Source organism: Atopomonas sediminilitoris, from assembly GCF_022601735.1.
In the GTDB taxonomy this organism is placed as follows: domain Bacteria; phylum Pseudomonadota; class Gammaproteobacteria; order Pseudomonadales; family Pseudomonadaceae; genus Atopomonas; species Atopomonas sediminilitoris.
In genome coordinates this window covers 290,624-308,830 of sequence record NZ_JAKUMM010000002.1, presented here as the reverse complement: position 1 = coordinate 308,830, position 18,207 = coordinate 290,624, and the positions used below count along the sequence as shown (strand labels likewise).

The following is an 18,207-nucleotide window of genomic DNA, read 5'->3' as shown; positions in this document are numbered from 1 at the left end:
GCTGTAAGGTTAGATCAGCCGCACGCCCAGTGCGCGACAAACACCTCCTCGTGCTGGGCGAACAGCGCCACAGCCACTAAGATCGTTGCCAAGGTAGTCCCGCGTTGACCTGCGGGTTAGCGCAAACCAAGGAGCAACGCGTGTCAGCCATCATCGCCATCAAGGCGCTTAGTAAAACCTATGCCAGCGGCCATCCCGCCCTCAAACAGGTGGATCTTGAGATTCAACCGGGGGAAATTTTTGCGCTGCTCGGCCCCAACGGCGCAGGCAAAACCACGCTGATCAGCATTGTCTGCGGCATTGTCAATCCGGGCGGCGGCCAAGTGCTGGTGGCCGGTCATGACATCGTGCGCGACTACCGTGCCTCGCGCGGGCAGATTGGTTTAGTGCCGCAAGAGCTGGTCAATGATGTGTTCGAAACCGTCTGGGCCACGGTCAAATTCAGTCGTGGCTTGTTTGGTAAAGCGCCCAACGCGGCGTATCTCGAACAACTGCTCAAAGAGCTGTCGCTGTGGGATAAGCGCGACGCCAAAATCATCGAGCTTTCCGGCGGCATGAAGCGCCGCGTGATGATTGCCAAAGCGCTCGCCCATGAGCCCAATATTCTGTTTTTGGACGAACCCACCGCCGGCGTTGACGTCGAACTGCGCCGCGACATGTGGGCCATGGTGCGCCGCCTGCGTGAGCGCGGCGTGACCATCATCCTGACCACCCACTACATCGAAGAAGCCGAAGAAATGGCCGACCGCATCGGGGTCATCCGCAAGGGCGAGCTGATTCTGGTCGAAGACAAAGACGTGCTCATGCGCCGCTTAGGCCGCAAAGAGCTGATCCTGCATTTAAAAGAACCGCTGACCAGTCTGCCTGCCAGCCTCGCCGACTTTAAACTGGAACTGATTGAAAGCGGCCACGGCCTGCGCTACGGCTTTGACAGCCAACACGACGACACCGGCATTCCACGCTTGCTGGCTGCCATCTCCGCCGCAGGGCTTGAACTGCGCGATTTGAAATCCAAAGAAAGCTCGCTCGAAGAGATTTTCGTCAACCTGCTCAAGGAGGGGGTATGAACCTCTACGCCGTGCGCGCTATCTATCTGTTTGAGCTGGCCCGCACCTGGCGCACGCTGCTGCAAAGCATCGCCACGCCGGTGATCAGCACCTCGTTGTACTTTGTGGTGTTTGGCGCCGCGATTGGCGCCAGCATGAACCAAGTGCATGGCGTGAGTTATGGCGCCTTTATCGTGCCGGGGCTGATCATGCTGGCGTTGCTGACCGAGAGCATCTCCAACGCCTCCTTCGGCATTTACATGCCGCGCTACGCCGGCACCATCTATGAGGTGCTGTCGGCACCGATCTCACCGCTCGAGATCGTGATTGGCTACGTCGGCGCGGCCGCGACTAAGTCGGTCATTTTGGGGCTGGTGATCCTGCTTACCGCCGGCTTATTTGTCGACTTTGAGATCGCCCATCCGGTGTGGATGCTGATCTATCTGGTGCTCACCGCGTTCACCTTTAGCCTGTTCGGTTTCATCATCGGTATCTGGGCCGACGGCTGGGAGAAGCTGCAAGTGGTCCCCGCGCTGATCGTCACCCCACTGACCTTCTTAGGCGGCAGCTTTTATTCCATCAGCATGCTGCCGGAGGTGTGGCAGACCATCACCCTGTTTAACCCCGTGGTGTACTTAATTAGCGCCTTCCGTTGGACGTTTTACGGCGTGGCCGATGTCAACGTGTGGCTTAGTTTTGGCATGACCGTGGTTTTTCTGCTCGCCTGCTTGGGCGTCGTCAGCTGGATGTTTAAAAGCGGTTATCGCTTGAAAAACTAGCTGGCAAAAAAAACCGCCAGCCGATGGGCTGGCGGTTTCAGGCTACAGGCCCGCCGATGCGGCGGCGAACCCTGTAAACACCTTATTGGCGGATCAAGTGATCGAACGCGGCCAATGACGCCTTGGCTCCCTCACCCACCGCAATCACGATTTGCTTGTACGGCACCGTGGTCACATCACCGGCAGCGAACACGCCGGGAATATTGGTTGCACCGCGGCTGTCGGTGATGATCTCGCCACGCGGCGACAACTCGACGGTGCCTTTAAGCCAATCGCTGTTGGGCAGCAGGCCGATCTGCACGAAGATGCCGTCCAACGTCACTTCATGGTGTTCGCCACTTACGCGGTCTTGATAGACCAAGCCGGTGACTTTCTGGCCATTACCTTGCACTTCGGTGGTCAGCGCGCTCTTGATCACGGTGACATTCGGCAGGCTGGCCAGCTTGGTTTGCAGCACGGCATCGGCACGCAACTTGTCATCGAACTCGATCAAGGTGACGTGGCTGACGATACCGGCCAAGTCGATCGCCGCCTCAACGCCGGAGTTACCGCCGCCGATCACCGCCACCGGCTTGCCTTTGAACAGCGGGCCGTCGCAGTGCGGGCAGTAGGCCACGCCTTTGCCACGGTATTGCTGCTCGCCCGGCACGTTCATTTCGCGCCAGCGGGCGCCGGTGGAAATGATCACCGTCTTGGCTTTGAGCGCCGCGCCGCTCTCGAACTGCACCTCGTGCAAACCGCCTTCGGCCGCCGGCAACAACTTAGCCGCGCGCTGCAGGTTCATCAGATCCACTTCGTACTGTTTAACGTGTTCTTCCAGCGCGCGGGCCAGTTTCGGGCCTTCGGTTTCTGCCACCGAAATAAAGTTCTCGATCGCCATGGTGTCGAGTACTTGTCCACCAAAGCGCTCTGCCGCTACGCCGGTGCGGATGCCTTTACGTGCGGCATAAATCGCCGCCGCCGCACCCGCGGGGCCACCGCCGATCACCAGCACATCGAAAGGCTCTTTCTCATTCAGCTTGGCCGCATCGCGCGCCGCCGCGCCGGTATCGATTTTGGCAAGGATTTCTTCCACGCCCATGCGGCCTTGCGTAAACAACTCGCCGTTTAAGTAGATGCTCGGTACCGACATGACTTGGCGGGATTCGACCTCATCCTGAAACAGCGCGCCATCGATGGCCACGTGACGGATGTTGGGGTTGAGCACGGCCATCAGGTTCAGCGCTTGCACCACGTCGGGGCAGTTCTGGCAGGACAGCGAAAAATAGGTTTCGAAGTTGAATTCCCCTTCCACCGCGCGGATCTGTTCGATCACCTCGACGCTGAGTTTGGAAGGGTGGCCACCGACTTGCAGCAGCGCCAGCACCAGCGAGGTGAACTCGTGGCCCATAGGGATGCCGGCAAAGCGCAAGCTGATGTTGGCGTCGTCGCGGATTAAGGCGAACGACGGTGTGCGGCTGTCGGCGCCATCGGTGCGCAGGGTGATTTTGTCACTCAGGGCTTCGATGTCGTTGAGCAGGCCCAGCAGTTCTTGCGATTTCGCGCTGTCATCCAGCGAGGCAACAATCGCGAACGGCTGAGTCACCTTGGTCAGGTAGCCCTGCAATTGGGTTTTCAGGTTGGCGTCTAACATCGGGAATCCTCACGCGAGTAGCAAATTTTGGATGAAAAACGCCCGGGCGGATCACGCCCGGGCGTTCGGGCGCCTACAGAACTGGTTATGCTCTGGCAGGCGAAAAATGGATTGAAGAGCGTCGCGAGCGACGGTAGTGCAAGACGAAATCAGGCGAGGGCGCGGAGTTTACGAGCTGTAAATGAGCAGCCCGAGCCTGATTTCAACGCCGCAATACCTAGCGCAGCAGCTCTACAACCATTTTTAGATCTTGCCGACCAGGTCCAGCGACGGAGCCAGGGTCTTTTCACCCTCTTTCCACTTGGCTGGGCACACTTCGCCCGGATGCGCAGCGGTGTACTGAGCGGCCTTGAGCTTGCGCAGGGTTTCACCCACGTCACGAGCGATCTCGTTGGAGTGAATCTCTACGGTCTTGATGGTGCCTTCGGGGTTGATCACGAAGGTGCCGCGCAGCGCCAGACCTTCTTCAGCGATGTGCACGCCAAACGCGTTGGTCAGCTGGTGAGTCGGGTCGCCGATCAGCGGGAACTGCGCCTTGCCAACGGCTGGTGAAGTCTCGTGCCATACCTTGTGCGAGAAATGCGTGTCGGTGGTGACGATGTACACCTCAGCGCCAGCCTTCTGGAACTCGGCGTAGTTATTGGCCGCGTCTTCGATTTCAGTCGGGCAGTTAAAGGTGAAAGCCGCCGGCATGAAGATCAGCACAGACCACTTGCCCTTAAGGCTTTCTTCGGTAACTTCGATGAACTGGCCGTTGTGGAAAGCATTGACCTTGAACGGCTGTACTTGGGTGTTGATCAGGTTCATGAGTAACTCCTCAATCGTGGGGTTGGTTTCGATGAGGAGAGGTTACGCAAGCTCGAGCGATACGTTAAATCAAATCAACCAATGATTCTGATAGGCAACGCCTATTAAGACGCTCAGTACACCGCTATCGGCTCAGAGCCTCGCACTAACGATAGGTTTCGCGGCGATAAATGATCGGCTGCTGGCCACCAAAGATGCCAAACGTCGCCTGCCCTTGCGGATCGACCAACCCAGTGCCGAACCAGTCAAAGTTCAGGTAATCCGGTGCATCCAACATCACCGTTGCGCTGCCATCCTTGCCGGCACCCGGCGCGGATAAATTAACCGCCCCCAAGCCTGCTGTTGGACCACTCACGGTGACGCTGGTGGCCGCACTGGTTAAGTTACCGGTGTAATTCGTTAGGCTGACATGGCTTGCATTCAACACTGTGCAGGTGTCTGCGCTCTCTAGCTGGAATACCCCAGCGCCTTGCCAGGTTTGCAAGGTGATCGGCAGACTCAGCGGCTGCAGCTCCGAGCCATGGGCATTGCCCACGCTGGCGCGACCTAAGCGCAGTTCGCTACCGGCAAAGCTTTGTTTAAAGCCGACACAGGTTGCGCCGCCGTAACACGCACCGTCCAGATCCGTCAGGCTGGCGGCGCTGAAATCCAACTCGGCCTCAATGGCCACCGGCAAGTCTTCCGCCGTCGGCACCGCTGCTTTGGCGTAAATCAGGCCTTGGCCCTGATAGGTGTAGCTGCGCTGGGCGTCGCCATTGTCCGCGCCCGTTACCGCCACGCTTTGCGTGCCATCTAGGCTCAGGCGCGTATTCAGGCCGGCGCGCCCGCCGATGATAGAGTTAACCCCCAGCGCGGGGTTGGGCAAACGCCAAAAGCTCGGACGGTCATAGTTGCTGGTGGCGATACCACTGCGGTTAACCGCCGTGACGCCCAACTGCGGCTCATTCTGATAGTTAATACGTTGCGCTTGATAGCTGAAGGTGCCGCAGCTGTTGGTCAGCGTGGCCGCAGCACTGAGCTGCAAATCTGCCGGAATAAAGCGCCCTACCGGCCCACTGATACCCGCTGGCACTGTCTCGCCCAAATAGCCATTGGCAGGCGGCGTCACAGTAATCTGGAACACGCCGACTTCGGCCTGCGTGGTGCTGTGGTTATTCGCACCGCCTAAGGCATGGTCAAAGCTCACCGGCGCCAATGCACCAGCATCGCCACCGACGGGCGCCAGCACGGCACTGCTCAGCTGCAAACCAGTTTGCTGGTAATTGGGGGTAGCCGGGTTATCGCTGAGGTCAGCGTCGCTATCAGAGCCGGTCCACGCGACGGGCGTGACGCGCAAGCTAAAGGGATCGCCCGCCCGCACATTGCCGGGGTAAAGCGGGCAATTAATGTCGGCGGTGCAGGTGCTCACGGTATCGGTAGCCACATACAAGCCAAAAGGTTTGACCACAAAACTGTCGTTACCTTGCATCAGCAAATCGGGCTGCCCCGACACGGACTCGGTAAAGCGCGCGTTTAAGGTCAGCTGCCCGGCATCGGGGTAGGTCACGCTTAAGGGCGCTTGCGCGTTGCCATCAAAACTCAGGTTTACCGCCGTAGGGCTGGCGGCATTGCTGCCCAGCGTGGTGCCGTTGAGCGACAACGCCAGGGTGCCCGTGCTGGGGTTGCTGTAATCGAACCAGAACCCGATGGCCTTGCTGACATTGGCAAACGCCGGCACGCAGGCTTGGCTGGCATCGTCTTTTTTCACCGCGCTGATCAGTACGTTGCTCGATGGCTTGCCAGAAATCTGCGTCGGCACATCAAAGATAAAACCGCTGTCGGCAAACGCGATATCGCAGCTATCCGTGCCCGCACTGAGGTTGCGGCACTGTGCCGCATTATTAGCGCTGGGCGTCGACGCCGACACGGCAATCGCGCGGTTACCGGCGCTGGTGTTGCGCAGCGCAACGCTGGCTTGCCCGTTGACTAAGGTCACCGGATTGGGCGTCCAGCCGCTACCGGCTAAGGTGACGGTCGCAGCGTCGGTGTACAACTGCGTGCAGGCGCTGTCACGGCAGGCTTTAACCGTGACAGTTTCTGGCGAACAGGTCAGGCCGCTACCGTCATGCTCCAAGCGAATGTGATCGATCAGCACCGGCGCGGTGATGCCGAAACGCGAGCACACCTGCAGATTGTCCAGCTCATGAATATTGCGCGAGCCGCCGGTTGAGCCGGTAAACGACAACGAAAAATTAGCCGGCAAGGCCGCCTGATTGGCATCGGCGCGCGCATCAAAGTTGGCAATCAAATTTTGGAAACCACCGCCGGTATCACGGTCTACGCGCAGGTAAACCTTGCCCGCCTCGCGACCATCCATCACCAACTTATAGCGATGCCCCGGCCCCGGCGTGGTACCGCCGATATCTACGCCTGGGTTGAGCGACTGGGTGCCCGCCAAATAACGATAACCCGTGTAATTACTGCCTGAACCACGAATCGCCACCGAGTCACGACGCAGGCCAGGACCGCCTTGGCGCCCCTCGCTCGGGTTGGAGAAGTTGCCGTACTCATCCACGCCCATCCCCAGCCAACCGCCGGCGAAGCCGCGAATAGTCGTACCACGCTGCGCATAGCCCAGCGAACCACCGTAGCTACCGGCCTGCGGTGTGATGCTTTGATCCGAGAAGATCACTGCCACACCATCTGCACCTAATGCATTGTTAGAGCCGGCATACGCCAAGTAATCGAACTCGACTTCTAAGTAGTTGCCGTCAGCCGGAAAAATACGCTGCAAGGTCGCCAGGGTGGCTTGATTACCTTGCGCCTCGGTAAGGCGCAGGCGATTAGTGATCAGGCTTGGGGTGAAATTACCGGACGAGCGCGAAAGCGCCCAATCAGCGCCGGGGCCACTGCGATCAAAACTGTCGTTAAAACAGGTCAGGCGCAGCGGGCAGGTTTTACGCTCGGTCATTAGCGCTTGAATCTGTGCGTCCGACAGCGGGCGATCGAAGATCCGTACCTCGTCAACCTGTCCGTTGAAATAGCGGCCACCGAAACCTTGGTCGTTGCCGATTTGGAAGGGGTCGGTGTTGCTGCGCGGCGTGCCGCTGTAGTTCCGTTGTCCGGCCAATACGCCGTTGATATAGATGCGCTGATCGCTGGGGGCATAACGCAATACGATGTGCGTCCACTGCCCTACGGGCACGCTCGCAGTACTGTCGAATTGGCGCGTGGCGTTGGGCCCCGTGGTTTGCCACCACCAGTTCACGCGGCCATTGGGCTTTAAGTGAAACTCGTAGTTCTCATCCTTACTGGCAATGGTCATCAAACCACTGCGCGGCCAGCTCGCAGGTTTAACCCACACCGAAAGCGTGAAGTTGTCGTCCATGCTCAGGCGATTGTCATGCGGGTGCTGGATGTATTGACTCTTGCTGGTATCAAACACGCCGTAACCGCAGGTGCCTTCACCCGCGATGATCGGCAACGCCGGATCAAGGTCGCTATTGGTTGGTTGACGAAACACAGTGCCGTGCAGGGCGTTAGGCGAGTCATCGAGCACTTCGGCGCCATTGCCCGTCCACACGGCCTCATTCATAGACCAACTGAGCACCGGCACCAACGGCGCACTACAGGCATCGCCGGGGGCGATGTAGGTCACTTTAGCGTTTGAGTTAAGGGAAATATTGCGACCAGCTACAGCGCCGAACACATAAGACGGGCTTTCCAGCCGGACGGAATCATTAGCACCATTATCTTTAGCACTGTAGATATAGCCGCTGGTGGTGCTTTGCGAGCCTAAGCTGATCAAGCCATAGCCGTATAAAAACAACTTATCAGCATCGCCGGCACTGTTGTTTGCAGGGGAGTTCAACCGAGTTTGGAAGCCAACGAACAAGTCATCCCTAACCAGCAAACGAGCCTGGCCATTACCGCTCACGGCAATTGAACTCTCAGAGCCCATGCTTAAGTTGCGCACCCAGTAGTCACCGGGGGCGAGCGTGAGCGTAGCCCGGTACCCTAGGTCTAAACGGTCGATATAGAAGCTCTGGCCGCTGCTGTTGATCGTCAGACTGGCTTGGCTACCCAGCGTAATGTTGCGGTACTGATTAGTGCCGTTACCGGCCAGACTGCTTGAGGCATTAGCACCAACCGACACATCACTGCTATAGCCGCTAGTGTCTGGAAATGCTCCGGCGTCTTGTACGGGCGCAGCCTGCAACGGCGAATACAGCGCGCAATCTGCCGTGTTACAGGTACGCAACGACGAGCCGTTGTTCTTGCTAATACTTTTAGCCGGCAGACGATTATCTGGGCTGCCCAGCAGCTGGGCGTTGTAACCAAAATCTATCTTGCCGCCGCTATTACCGTTACCGCTAAACCAGCTCTGCAAGCCATCAGGAAAGTTAGCCGCACAACTGCCCAAATCAGCCCACGTCGGCGCCGCCACAAAGGCTAAACCAAGGCACAACCAACGCATGCTTTTCATTGTTCCACCACGGCGTCTAACCGCCTAAAAGCGTAATCCGGTCGAGTATCGGGTGAGCCGTTTTGCGCAGCCGCACTGAGGCGGTAAATCGTTAACGGATTGCCGTCATCACCGGTATAGCCGGTTGGAGTGCAGGTCACGCTCACGCTGTACTCGCTGAGGCTACCAGTCATGGTCGGAGTGCCTGTGCAGCCGCCACCATTAAGCGCCTGATAAATCCCCCACTCCAGCCCTGCACGCGCGGCTTGATAAGCGCGCGCCTGCTGAATCAACAAGCTACCGGTGGCGCTTTGATTGGCAGACAAGCGCGCCATGGCGATCACCACGGAGGCCACCACGATCATCAAGAACATCGCGGCCACCAGTGAAAAGCCTTGTTCACGGCGCATTATCGACGTGGACCTGTTGCAGCAGTTCAAGGGTTTCACCGTTTATCGTCATGGCCAAACGCAAGGTGACCAGACCTGCGCGCTGCGGTGTGCCCGGCACATAGTTAAAACTGCAGGCTGACAGCTTATCCACCAGCACCTCGGCATTGCCTGTAAACGCAGGCGTTAGATCATTACGGGTATAGCGTAACAACTGGTTGCCGCTGCAGCGGTAGCCAACCACCTGATCGGCCAAATAGAAGCGACGTTCGGGCGAAGCCAAGGCAAAACGGAAGTCCGTGCCGTAATTATTCAGCGTGATCAGGGTCTCTTGCCCTGCCAGCGCCGAGCTGGCAAACGTCGTACCGGTCGGTGAAATCACCCCAGGGTTGGCGTACGCCCACACATTATTACCGGCCACGGGAGCCCCACCCGACTCGGCGCCGATGTTGTACAACACCAGCCATCGGGCACCCGCCAAGCTAACGCTCGAGCTAAGCACCTGAAACGCTGAGCAATCACTGCCCGAGGCCGAGCACGACGGATCGCTGCCGGAGGCAAAACGCAAGCTATCGCCACCGACACGATTGGGCCGATAGCGGCCAGCATCCAGCACGTTGAGCATGTCCATATTGCTGCCTTGCACGCGCACCGAGTTGGGCACCGCCAGACGAATATCGCGGGCAATCCGATTGAGCGCCGAAGCCGCCAAATCTACTAACTCAGAGCGCTGACTTTGCGCCAGCAGCCCTTCTAGCGGGCGCGATAGCACGGTCGAAATCATCACCGCGACCACACCCGCCAAGGCGATCACCATGACCAGTTCCACTAAGGTGAAGGCGCGCTGTGCTCGACGCTTTGTCATAGCCACCTCAATAGCGCGTGCGCAAGCCGCGCAGCAGCAGGGTCTGCCCTTGCGGGTCGGTGACGGTGACATCCACACTCAACACCGCGCCAGCCGGCACGCCGGCCCACGCACTGCCGCTGCCCACCGCCACTTGCACTCGGTAATTCGCCAGCGCAGCCAATGCATTACCGGACGAGTCCCGTGCGCCGCTGTCATCCAGCCCGTTGTAGTCACAGACATTATCGAACAAGACGCGACTGGCCGGCGGCGACGGACATTCATTGCCGGAGGCAGGGTCGAAGTAGGGCTGGGTGAGGATTTCTTCAAGGTAAGCCTCGGCAATCGCCAAGGACTGTTGACGCAAAAGCGGATCTGCCGAACGCCCAGTGATCGCGGCCATCGCGCTAAACAAAGCGGCAGCGCAGATGCCGATGATCACGATACTGATCACCAGCTCGATCAAGGTCATGCCGCGTTGGCGTGTCATAGCTGGCCTTTCACGTAGCCGGTGCCCGCGGTGACGTTAAAGGTGAAACCGCCGATCGTACCTTGCGCCGCAGCGGCACGGCCTTGTGAGTCAAAAACCAGCGGAAAGCCCGAGACACTGATGGTTACCCCGCTCGGCACCGCGCTATTGGCGTAAGGCGGCTGACCCTCACTGGGGTCGACCACCGCCACCCAGTTCGCCGAGTTGGCACAGCTCTGGTTGCGCTCAACCACATAACCACTGCCCTGACTGAGGCCAACCCGCACTTGGCAATTGCTCGCCACAGCGAGTTTTTGCGCATACCGCACGGCGGCTAGGGTTTCTTCGTAAAACAGGCGGTCATCAAACTGCACCCGCGAAAAAAAACGCGGCCCCACCACTGCCGACAACGTACCAATGATGACGATCACCAACAGCAGTTCGACAAGCGTGAAGCCGCGCATATTCTTTACGCTATTAACAGCCGCCATCATTACGCGTAATGACGGGCGCAGGCCTGTTTTGATTAGGGTTGGCCGCCTGATATGTCACATTGCAGCCACCAGCACCTGCGGTGTAGCCGGTGATATTGAATGTTCGGGTCGCATTGGCACCGCCACCGCCGCCAGTACCCGTAAAGCCGCTGATATCCACAGCTACCTCAATGCCTGCGGCGTTAGCGCGTGGATAGCTGTTGCGCAGCAATACCGATAGACCACCTTCGAGCAGTACCGAGCCGTTAGTGGCGGTGCCCCGTGTAATCGCGGTTTTGTTGGCTATTGCCGCAGCGGAACGCATAGCTCCCTGCAAGCCATTCAACGAAGCAATCCGTGCATCTGAGCTCAAGTCGGCAAAACGAGGCAAAGCGAACGCCGCCAAAATCCCCAGAATCACAATCACCATGATCAACTCGATCAAAGTGAAGCCCGCTTGCTGTCTCATGCTGTCTCCTTATTGATGGTTAACAGCCAGGAGTTGCGCCGTCCGTATCTGTAATCGTAGAAATCACCGCCGAACCGCCAGCGCCCGCTTGGGTATAGGTAAAGCTACAAGTACCCAGCGTCACGGTCACCACACCACCCGCTGCCGCGATGGTGTAATCATTCGCGCTAAGCTGCGCAGCGGCAGAAATGTCGGCCACTGTTCCTGAGGTGTAACTGTTAACAACGTTAATGGTCTGCCCTTCTAACGTTACCGTGCCGTTAGTAACCGCCCGCGCTAAGGCGGTCGAATGCACGATAGCGCTAGCAGAGCGCACAGCCCCTTGGGCCCCTTGCAGTGATGCTTGGCGGGCATCGCCGGAAAGGTCAGCAAAGCGCGGCAACGCGAACGCAGCCAAGATACCCAAAATCACAATCACCATGATCAGTTCGATCAGGGTAAAACCGCCTTGTTGCTTGTTCATAAGTGCTCTTACCTCTTACAGACTTAGTTGAAGGTTACAGTGACTTCGCCGTTGTTGGCGTTGTACTGAATATTGTCGTCACCACCATCCAAGTTGTAGGTAAACGTACAAATCGTTGTCGCGGCAGTCACCGTGTAATCCGGGTTAGTGCCTGAAATGGTTGGCGCAGAACCTTGCAGAATGTTCTGAAAGACCTGCTGACAAGTCGCCACAGACATCGCCGTATTCGCACCCGGCGCGCCGGCGCGACCCGTGCCGATAGGCCAACCATTGGCATTCACATCCACCGTGCCATTGCCGAAACCGGCAATATCCAACTGACAGGTTGTGCCGGTACAGCCTTGCGAACCGCCATTACGGTTAACTTCCCACTGCGCACGCACTAACAGTACCGCCGAGGCCAGTGCGCCGGCCGTGCCGCGGACTGCCGCTTCATGCGCGTCTTTGGTGGCATTGATAAAGCGCGGCAAAGCCACCGCGGCGAGGATGCCAAGAATGGCGATCACAACGATCAGTTCGATCAAGGTAAAGCCGCGTTGACGCATATGAATCTCCTAGGGTTGTAGGCTGCGGATGTATTCGCGCAAATCCTGCGCATTGACGCTATCCATTTCATACACAGTCGCAGCAGTGCCGTTTTTCGGCACATTGTGTGAACTATTTAACACTTTTGTGGCGGCGGGCCGAACTGCAAACGCCAAAATACTGGTGTCAATGTGTTGCCATATCTTGCTATGCAAACGATAGACCACCCAACGCCGCTGCGGTAGGTAGTACCAGCAACCTGTTTGTGGTGGCTGACTGCCATACAACTCCCCGCAATACTGCTTGGGCTGCCAACGCAGCAGGCTGAACGGGTTTACCTCGCCAAGATCGAGCTCGCTTTCGCCACGGATCAGCATTTCGGCGCTGCGCGCCAGCACGCTGTCGCGCAGGCTGTCAGCCATTGCCGTGACCGTACGCTGCTCAAGCACGCTGAGGGCCTTCTCCAGCATCAGCCACAACACCACGCCAGCCACCAGCAACAGGACAATGGCGACACTGCGGCGCAAGCGCTTAATGCTCTTATCTTGAGCATAGTCGCGATGGCTCACACTTTCCCCTTGGCTGCTGACGCCAACTCCCACATCGGCAGAAACACCCCCAGCGCCAGCACCAAAACCATGATGCCAAGCGCCACGATCAGAATCGGCTCGATAGCGTCGGCTAGGCGTTTAAGGTCGTAATCCACCTCTTGCTCGTAGAAGTCCGCCACTTCTAAAAACAGCGAGTCTAACGAGCCGGTTTCCTCGCCCACGGCCATCATTTGCAGCACCAACGGGGTGAACAGGCCGGTATTGGAAGCGGTGCGCGTGAGCGCTTCACCGCGCTCAACGCCATTGCGCATATCGTTAATCGCATTACCGATGTACAGATTGCCGACGCTACCGGCATTCACCGAGAGGGTTTGCAGGATTGGCACGCCGGACTGGTACATCATGGCAAAGGTGCGCGAAAAACGACCCAGCGCAATGCGCTCAAACACCCCACCCACAATCGGCAGGCGCAGCTTGGTTTTATCCCACCACAGCGCGCCCACATCGGTTTTGATGTAACGCACGAAGGCATACACGCCGGCCACTAAGCCGAGCAGCAGCAACCACCAGTACGCCACCATGAAGTCCGACATGCCGATCAAAATGCGTGTCGGCAGCGGCAGTTCGGCGCGAAACTGCTCGAACACTTTGGCAAAGGCGGGAATCACAAAGATGTTAATCACCACCAGCGCCACGCCCATGGCCAGCATCACGAAGATAGGGTAGCGCGTGGCCTGTTTGATGCGCTTGCGCGTCTCGCGCTCTAGCTCGAGGTAGCTGGATAGCTCACGAAAAGCCTCATCCAACTTGCCGGTGTTCTCGCCCACGTTAACCATGCTGACGAACAGCGTGTTGAAGACCTTGGGGTGCTGGCGCAGTGCGGCGGCCAAACTCATGCCGGACTCCATATCGCCCGAGACGTCTTGCAAGATTTCGCTGAAGAACTCGTTACGGCCCGATTCAGCCAAGCCGCGCATGGCGCGGATGATTGGCACCCCCGCCTTGTTGAGGCTGTACATTTGGCGGCAGAAAATAATCAGCTCTTCGATCTCGACCTTGCGCCGCTTGAGCAGCGTTTTGATCTGCAACAGCACATCTTCGCCGCCACCTGCGGCAGCCGCCGCTTGCTCTTCAATCGCCAGCGGGGTTATCCGCTGCGCTAGCAAGGCCTGGGCCACGGCTTGCGCGCTGGCTCCTTCCAGCACGCCACTGACCTTACCGCCTTGGGCGTTGCGGCCTTGGTACTGAAACGCGGCCATTAGATGGCGTCTTCCATGGTGTCGGTCAGGGTCGCGCAGACCTTGAGCACTTCATCGACGCTGGTCACCCCGGCTAAGGCGTAGTCCAGCGCACAGGCGGCCAGCGGGCGGTAATCCGGATTGCGCTTAGCGGCTTGCGCGAAGGCTTCTGGGTCGGCGCTACGCAGCGCGCTGACCATGGCGTCGTCCATCTCGAGCAGTTCATACACACCGATACGCCCACGGTAGCCGGTGTTATTGCAGTGATGACAACCGCTACCGTGCTTGAACTTGCGGCCTTCTAACGAGTGCCCTGCCAAACTTTCCAGCCATGCACGTTGCTGCAGCGCCGGCTCGTACTCTGTCATGCAGTTTTCGCAGATACGGCGAATCAGTCGCTGTGCCAGCACGGCATTGAGTGACGTGGCGACCAAGAACGGCTCGGCGCCCATATCGATCAAGCGCATGGCCGAGGTCATGGCATCGTTGGTGTGCAAGGTAGAAAGCACCAAGTGACCGGTTAAAGCGGCCCGCAGGCCGATCTCTGCGGTTTCTTGGTCGCGCATCTCACCAATCAACACAATGTCAGGGTCTTGGCGCAACGCGGCGCGCAGCACGCGGGCAAAGGTTAGGTCGATCTTGGCGTTGACCTGCACTTGGTTGACGCGTGGCAGGCGGTATTCCACCGGGTCTTCCACGGTGATGATCTTTTTGTCTGGGCTGTTAAGCTCCGACAGGCCGGCGTACAGGCTGGTGGTTTTACCCGAGCCTGTCGGCCCCGTTACCAGCAGCAAGCCAAAGGGCCGCTGCAGCAAACGGCGAAAGCGCTGCAGAATATCGGCCGGCATACCGGTGCCATCGAGACTGAACACGCCACCGGACTGATCCAGCAAGCGCATCACCACCGACTCACCAAACTGCACCGGCATGGTGGAAACACGCACATCCAAACTGCGGTTCTTCACCCGAATATTGAAGCGGCCGTCTTGCGGCAGGCGCTTCTCCGAGATATCCAAGCCCGACATGATTTTTAAGCGCATCACCAACGCCGAAGCGATGCGTTTTTCTTTCATCACCTGCTCGTTGAGCACGCCGTCGATACGCTGACGAATCCGCACGACGCTTTCATCCGGCTCGATATGGATATCCGAGGCTTTCATTTGCACGGCGTCTTCAAACAGGGTTTGCAGCAGGCGCACCACAGGCGCTTCGGCGTTGCTGTCATCTGACAGGCGCGCCAAGTCGAAGTCGCTTTCGGCGAGGTCTTCTTCGAGCTCGCCGGCAATCGAGGCAATCTCACTGGTGCGGCGATACACCAGCTCCAGCGTTTCAACCAGCTCACTTTCGCGCACCACCGCCGGCTGCACGCGCTGCTTAAGGTGATGTTCGATAGCATCCAGCGCCATCAAGTCCAGCGGGTCACCCATGGCGATTCGCAAACCGCTCGGCTCTTTGGCTAGCACTAAGGCGCGATAACGCCGCGCCATGGTTTCGGGTAGCAGCTGCACCAGTTCGGGGTTGAACTTGAAGTGTTTGAGCTCCACAAAAGGAACTTGCAGCTGCTCAGACAGTGCTTTAAGCAAGCGCACTTCGGTGACAAAGCCCATATCCACGACCGTGCGACCCAGCTTGGTGCCAGCGCGCTTTTGCTCTTGCAGGGCCAAACCCAGCTGCGCATCGGTCAGCAGACCGGCCTGAATCAGTACGTCGCCAATGCGCAGTTTTTTGCGCTGTGACTGTTCTTCACTCATCGCCCAATTCCTTCAACAGCGCCTGCAAACGCGTGCGCGCGTAATCCGAAGAGACGCCCTTTAACGTACCGGAGCCCAGCGCCAAACGGTAATGATCGCTGGCTGGGCGTAGCTGCCCTTGCTGCTCTAAAGCAATCGCCAGCCCTAACTGCCAGCTGCCCTGCCCCGGCTGCATGCGCACCAAGTCTTGATAGCGGGCGGCGCTTTGTGGCCAGTCATTAATTTGCTGATAAGTGGCGGCCAGCAGGGCGTGATAGGCCGGCTCTTTACTGATGGGCGGCAGATAACCATTGAGGGTTTGAGCGGCCTCGCGAGCTTGGCCTTGCTCTAATTGCGCGCGCGCCAACAGCATGCGCAACTCGCTGCTGCGCGGCTGCTGGCGGATTTGCTCTGGCAGCCAGGTTAAGACTTGATCAAGCATGCCCGCACTCAGGTAGGCCTTGGCCAGCCAAGCACTGATCTCTTGATCGCTGCGGCGCTCGCGATGCGCACGCTCTAGCAAGGTCACGGCACCACGGTAATCCTGCGCTAACAACGCTTGTTTCCCGCGCGCCAAATCATCTTGATAACGTGGGGTCACGCTCACCTGTGATTGCGCGGTTGGCTGCGCGCGCTGTGCGGGCTGCGGCGCTGGCTGCTGGGTTGGTGCGGGCATAGGTTGCTCGCTCGGCGCCGGCGTCGACAGCACCTCCATGCTGATCGATTCTGGCTCTTGCGCCACAGGCAATGCGTTCACATCCAGCTCCGGCTCAATCGCCGCCGGGCTGACTTCAAGCCATAGCTGCCAACGATCAGCCACACTCTCGAGGCGATCATTGACTTGCAAGGTGCCGCCCAACGCCACCAACAACAGCTGTACTTCGTCGCCTTGCTGCTCCAGTCGCCACGACAGCACCAGCGGCTCGCGCTGTACCCGTCCTTGCTGTAAGCCTTGCGGCAGCGCGGTGGCGGGAAGACGCAGGCTGATGGCACCGTCTTCATCACGGCGCTCGTAACTCACGGGCTTATCCAGCAACAACTGCAAGACAAAGCGATCTGCTTGGTTTTGTGGCAACACTGCTTGCACATTCGCCTTGGCCACCGGCGGCGCGACCGGCTCAACACGCTCAACCACCTCAAGCGGCGCTGACGCTGCGACCGGCTTAGGGGCTGCCTCGGGAAACAACACCAGCTTCAACGACATCCCCAACAACACCGCCAGCAAACCGCAGCCTGCGAACCAAGCCCATAGCGGGCGCTGACGACTCAGGCGGTCGCGTAGGCGTTCGTCCTGATCATCATCCACCGGCGCCATGCCGGCAAAAGGCGCGGTCTCCTGCGGACTGGCTCGCCGCGCTTCGAGGTCACGCAACATTTCATTGACCAGACTCATGCGCGCCTCCTTGTTGGCTCTTAGCTAACCAAGGCTCGGCCCATGCCAGCACGCTGGGTGCCTGCCATACGCCGACCGCCAACAGCAATACGGCAGCCACCGCCCAAGGCCACGGCCGCGTCGTTTGGGTTGTGGGGTTCTGCACGCCTTCGGTGTCATCTAGCGCGCGCTGGACAAACGCCTTACCGATGCGACGCTGCCCTTTGCCAAAACCCACCATCAACGCTTTGTGCGCGACGATATTGATCAAGCGCGGCGTACCGTGAGTGCCTTGCACCAAGAGTTTTAGCGCCGCCTTATCGAACAATGCCGGGCCGTTGTAGCCCGCCACTGCGAGGCGGTGACTGAGGTAGCGCTCCACCTGAGCACGGTCTAACTGCTGCAACCGATACGAAAACGTGATGCGCTGACGCAGCTGGCGAAACGCCTCACGCGCTAACAGAACGTCTAACTCGGGCTGCCCGAACAGCACCACCTGCAATAGCTTGCTGCGCTCGGTTTCTAAATTGGTCAACAGCCGCAGCGCCTCTAGCGTGTCATCCGGCAACGCTTGCGCTTCATCGATTAACAGCACACAACCACGACCGGCTTGCGCCAGCTCGATCAGTTTTTGGTTAATCGCTTCTAATAAAGCGATTTCACCCAACTGCTCGGCATCCGTAATGCGCAGCTCACGCGCCAGCGCACGACGCAGTCCTTCTGGGGTTAAGCACGGGTTGGGGATATACGCGAGCTGTAAGCGCTCGGCATCTAAGCTGTTAAGCAGCGCGCGGCAGAGCAAGGTTTTACCCGTGCCGACTTCGCCGCTGATCTTAATAAAGCCTTCGCCCTGATCCAGAGCCACCAGCAAGAGGTTCAAGCACTCCTGATGGCCGGGCAGGCGCACCATAAAATCGGTATTGGGCGTAAGCGAGAACGGCATCTCGCGCAGCCCGTAAAAACCCTGATACATGA

General features: G+C 58.6%; 17 protein-coding genes. 2 read left to right on the top strand and 15 right to left on the bottom strand.

The window, feature by feature from the left end:
- The first annotated feature begins 140 nt into the window (after positions 1–140).
- Complete coding sequence (locus MKI83_RS03950; protein WP_241583516.1) at positions 141–1,067, top strand: ABC transporter ATP-binding protein; 927 nt, start codon at positions 141–143, stop codon at positions 1,065–1,067.
- Complete coding sequence (locus MKI83_RS03945) at positions 1,064–1,825, top strand: ABC transporter permease (protein WP_241583515.1); 762 nt, start codon at positions 1,064–1,066, stop codon at positions 1,823–1,825. Before MKI83_RS03950 ends, MKI83_RS03945 begins: the two co-directional genes overlap by 4 nt.
- An 82-nt stretch (positions 1,826–1,907) precedes the next feature.
- Here MKI83_RS03945 and ahpF read toward each other — a convergent pair whose 3' ends face one another.
- From ahpF to MKI83_RS03870, 15 genes are all read right to left on the bottom strand, one after another.
- Positions 1,908–3,458 carry an alkyl hydroperoxide reductase subunit F gene (gene ahpF, locus MKI83_RS03940; RefSeq protein WP_241583514.1) on the bottom strand — a complete coding sequence of 517 codons (1,551 nt, stop codon included), beginning with the start codon at positions 3,456–3,458 and terminating at the stop codon, positions 1,908–1,910.
- A gap of 243 nt (positions 3,459–3,701) precedes the next feature.
- Positions 3,702–4,265 carry an alkyl hydroperoxide reductase subunit C gene (ahpC, locus tag MKI83_RS03935; RefSeq protein WP_241583513.1) on the bottom strand — a complete coding sequence of 188 codons (564 nt, stop codon included), beginning with the start codon at positions 4,263–4,265 and terminating at the stop codon, positions 3,702–3,704.
- A 145-nt stretch (positions 4,266–4,410) separates the two neighbouring features.
- The gene (locus MKI83_RS03930) at positions 4,411–8,721 is read right to left on the bottom strand and encodes a DUF6701 domain-containing protein (protein WP_241583511.1); all 4,311 of its coding nucleotides are present in this window, start codon (positions 8,719–8,721) and stop codon (positions 4,411–4,413) included.
- A 5-nt stretch (positions 8,722–8,726) separates the two neighbouring features.
- Entirely contained in the window at positions 8,727–9,119 is a 393-nt protein-coding gene (locus MKI83_RS03925) for a hypothetical protein (RefSeq protein WP_241583510.1), read from the bottom strand.
- On the bottom strand, positions 9,109–9,963 hold the full coding sequence (locus MKI83_RS03920) for a PulJ/GspJ family protein (RefSeq protein WP_241583509.1): 855 nt from the start codon (positions 9,961–9,963) through the stop codon (positions 9,109–9,111). The genes MKI83_RS03925 and MKI83_RS03920 overlap by 11 nt, the downstream gene beginning before the upstream one ends.
- A gap of 7 nt (positions 9,964–9,970) precedes the next feature.
- Positions 9,971–10,432 carry a type II secretion system protein gene (locus MKI83_RS03915; protein ID WP_241583508.1) on the bottom strand — a complete coding sequence of 154 codons (462 nt, stop codon included), beginning with the start codon at positions 10,430–10,432 and terminating at the stop codon, positions 9,971–9,973.
- Positions 10,429–10,875: a pilus assembly FimT family protein gene (locus MKI83_RS03910; RefSeq protein WP_241583507.1), complete on the bottom strand. Its 447-nt coding sequence runs from the start codon at positions 10,873–10,875 to the stop codon at positions 10,429–10,431. Before MKI83_RS03910 ends, MKI83_RS03915 begins: the two co-directional genes overlap by 4 nt.
- A gap of 13 nt (positions 10,876–10,888) precedes the next feature.
- On the bottom strand, positions 10,889–11,353 hold the full coding sequence (locus MKI83_RS16900; RefSeq protein WP_272493003.1) for a pilus assembly FimT family protein: 465 nt from the start codon (positions 11,351–11,353) through the stop codon (positions 10,889–10,891).
- 19 nt (positions 11,354–11,372) lie between these two features.
- A complete protein-coding gene (locus tag MKI83_RS16895; RefSeq protein ID WP_272493002.1) occupies positions 11,373–11,816 on the bottom strand; it encodes a prepilin-type N-terminal cleavage/methylation domain-containing protein in 444 nt (147 codons plus the stop codon).
- Between the two features lie 23 nt (positions 11,817–11,839).
- Positions 11,840–12,361 carry a prepilin-type N-terminal cleavage/methylation domain-containing protein gene (locus tag MKI83_RS03895; protein ID WP_241583506.1) on the bottom strand — a complete coding sequence of 174 codons (522 nt, stop codon included), beginning with the start codon at positions 12,359–12,361 and terminating at the stop codon, positions 11,840–11,842.
- Positions 12,362–12,370: 9 nt separating this feature from the next.
- Positions 12,371–12,910: a hypothetical protein gene (locus tag MKI83_RS03890; RefSeq protein WP_241583505.1), complete on the bottom strand. Its 540-nt coding sequence runs from the start codon at positions 12,908–12,910 to the stop codon at positions 12,371–12,373.
- Positions 12,907–14,151 carry a type II secretion system F family protein gene (locus MKI83_RS03885; RefSeq protein ID WP_241583504.1) on the bottom strand — a complete coding sequence of 415 codons (1,245 nt, stop codon included), beginning with the start codon at positions 14,149–14,151 and terminating at the stop codon, positions 12,907–12,909. The genes MKI83_RS03890 and MKI83_RS03885 overlap by 4 nt, the downstream gene beginning before the upstream one ends.
- Complete coding sequence (locus MKI83_RS03880; protein WP_241583502.1) at positions 14,151–15,881, bottom strand: GspE/PulE family protein; 1,731 nt, start codon at positions 15,879–15,881, stop codon at positions 14,151–14,153. The genes MKI83_RS03885 and MKI83_RS03880 overlap by 1 nt, the downstream gene beginning before the upstream one ends.
- Positions 15,874–17,253: a tetratricopeptide repeat protein gene (locus MKI83_RS03875; protein ID WP_241583500.1), complete on the bottom strand. Its 1,380-nt coding sequence runs from the start codon at positions 17,251–17,253 to the stop codon at positions 15,874–15,876. The genes MKI83_RS03880 and MKI83_RS03875 overlap by 8 nt, the downstream gene beginning before the upstream one ends.
- Positions 17,237–18,205 carry an ExeA family protein gene (locus tag MKI83_RS03870; protein ID WP_241583497.1) on the bottom strand — a complete coding sequence of 323 codons (969 nt, stop codon included), beginning with the start codon at positions 18,203–18,205 and terminating at the stop codon, positions 17,237–17,239. The genes MKI83_RS03875 and MKI83_RS03870 overlap by 17 nt, the downstream gene beginning before the upstream one ends.
- Between the last annotated feature and the right edge of the window lie 2 nt (positions 18,206–18,207).

What these genes read in the sequence shown, in the direction of transcription:
- ahpC (WP_241583513.1), bottom strand. Translation starts at nt 4,265, where the DNA reads ATGAACCTGATCAACACCCAAGTACAGCCGTTCAAGGTCAATGCTTTC.
- MKI83_RS03895 (WP_241583506.1), bottom strand. Translation starts at nt 12,361, where the DNA reads ATGCGTCAACGCGGCTTTACCTTGATCGAACTGATCGTTGTGATCGCC.
- MKI83_RS03875 (WP_241583500.1), bottom strand. Translation starts at nt 17,253, where the DNA reads ATGAGTCTGGTCAATGAAATGTTGCGTGACCTCGAAGCGCGGCGAGCC.
- MKI83_RS03885 (WP_241583504.1), bottom strand. Translation starts at nt 14,151, where the DNA reads ATGGCCGCGTTTCAGTACCAAGGCCGCAACGCCCAAGGCGGTAAGGTC.
- MKI83_RS03910 (WP_241583507.1), bottom strand. Translation starts at nt 10,875, where the DNA reads ATGCGCGGCTTCACGCTTGTCGAACTGCTGTTGGTGATCGTCATCATT.
- MKI83_RS16895 (WP_272493002.1), bottom strand. Translation starts at nt 11,816, where the DNA reads ATGAACAAGCAACAAGGCGGTTTTACCCTGATCGAACTGATCATGGTG.
- MKI83_RS03870 (WP_241583497.1), bottom strand. Translation starts at nt 18,205, where the DNA reads ATGTATCAGGGTTTTTACGGGCTGCGCGAGATGCCGTTCTCGCTTACG.
- MKI83_RS03920 (WP_241583509.1), bottom strand. Translation starts at nt 9,963, where the DNA reads ATGACAAAGCGTCGAGCACAGCGCGCCTTCACCTTAGTGGAACTGGTC.
- MKI83_RS03930 (WP_241583511.1), bottom strand. Translation starts at nt 8,721, where the DNA reads ATGCGTTGGTTGTGCCTTGGTTTAGCCTTTGTGGCGGCGCCGACGTGG.
- ahpF (WP_241583514.1), bottom strand. Translation starts at nt 3,458, where the DNA reads ATGTTAGACGCCAACCTGAAAACCCAATTGCAGGGCTACCTGACCAAG.
- MKI83_RS16900 (WP_272493003.1), bottom strand. Translation starts at nt 11,353, where the DNA reads ATGAGACAGCAAGCGGGCTTCACTTTGATCGAGTTGATCATGGTGATT.
- MKI83_RS03925 (WP_241583510.1), bottom strand. Translation starts at nt 9,119, where the DNA reads ATGCGCCGTGAACAAGGCTTTTCACTGGTGGCCGCGATGTTCTTGATG.
- MKI83_RS03945 (WP_241583515.1), top strand. Translation starts at nt 1,064, where the DNA reads ATGAACCTCTACGCCGTGCGCGCTATCTATCTGTTTGAGCTGGCCCGC.
- MKI83_RS03880 (WP_241583502.1), bottom strand. Translation starts at nt 15,881, where the DNA reads ATGAGTGAAGAACAGTCACAGCGCAAAAAACTGCGCATTGGCGACGTA.
- MKI83_RS03915 (WP_241583508.1), bottom strand. Translation starts at nt 10,432, where the DNA reads ATGACACGCCAACGCGGCATGACCTTGATCGAGCTGGTGATCAGTATC.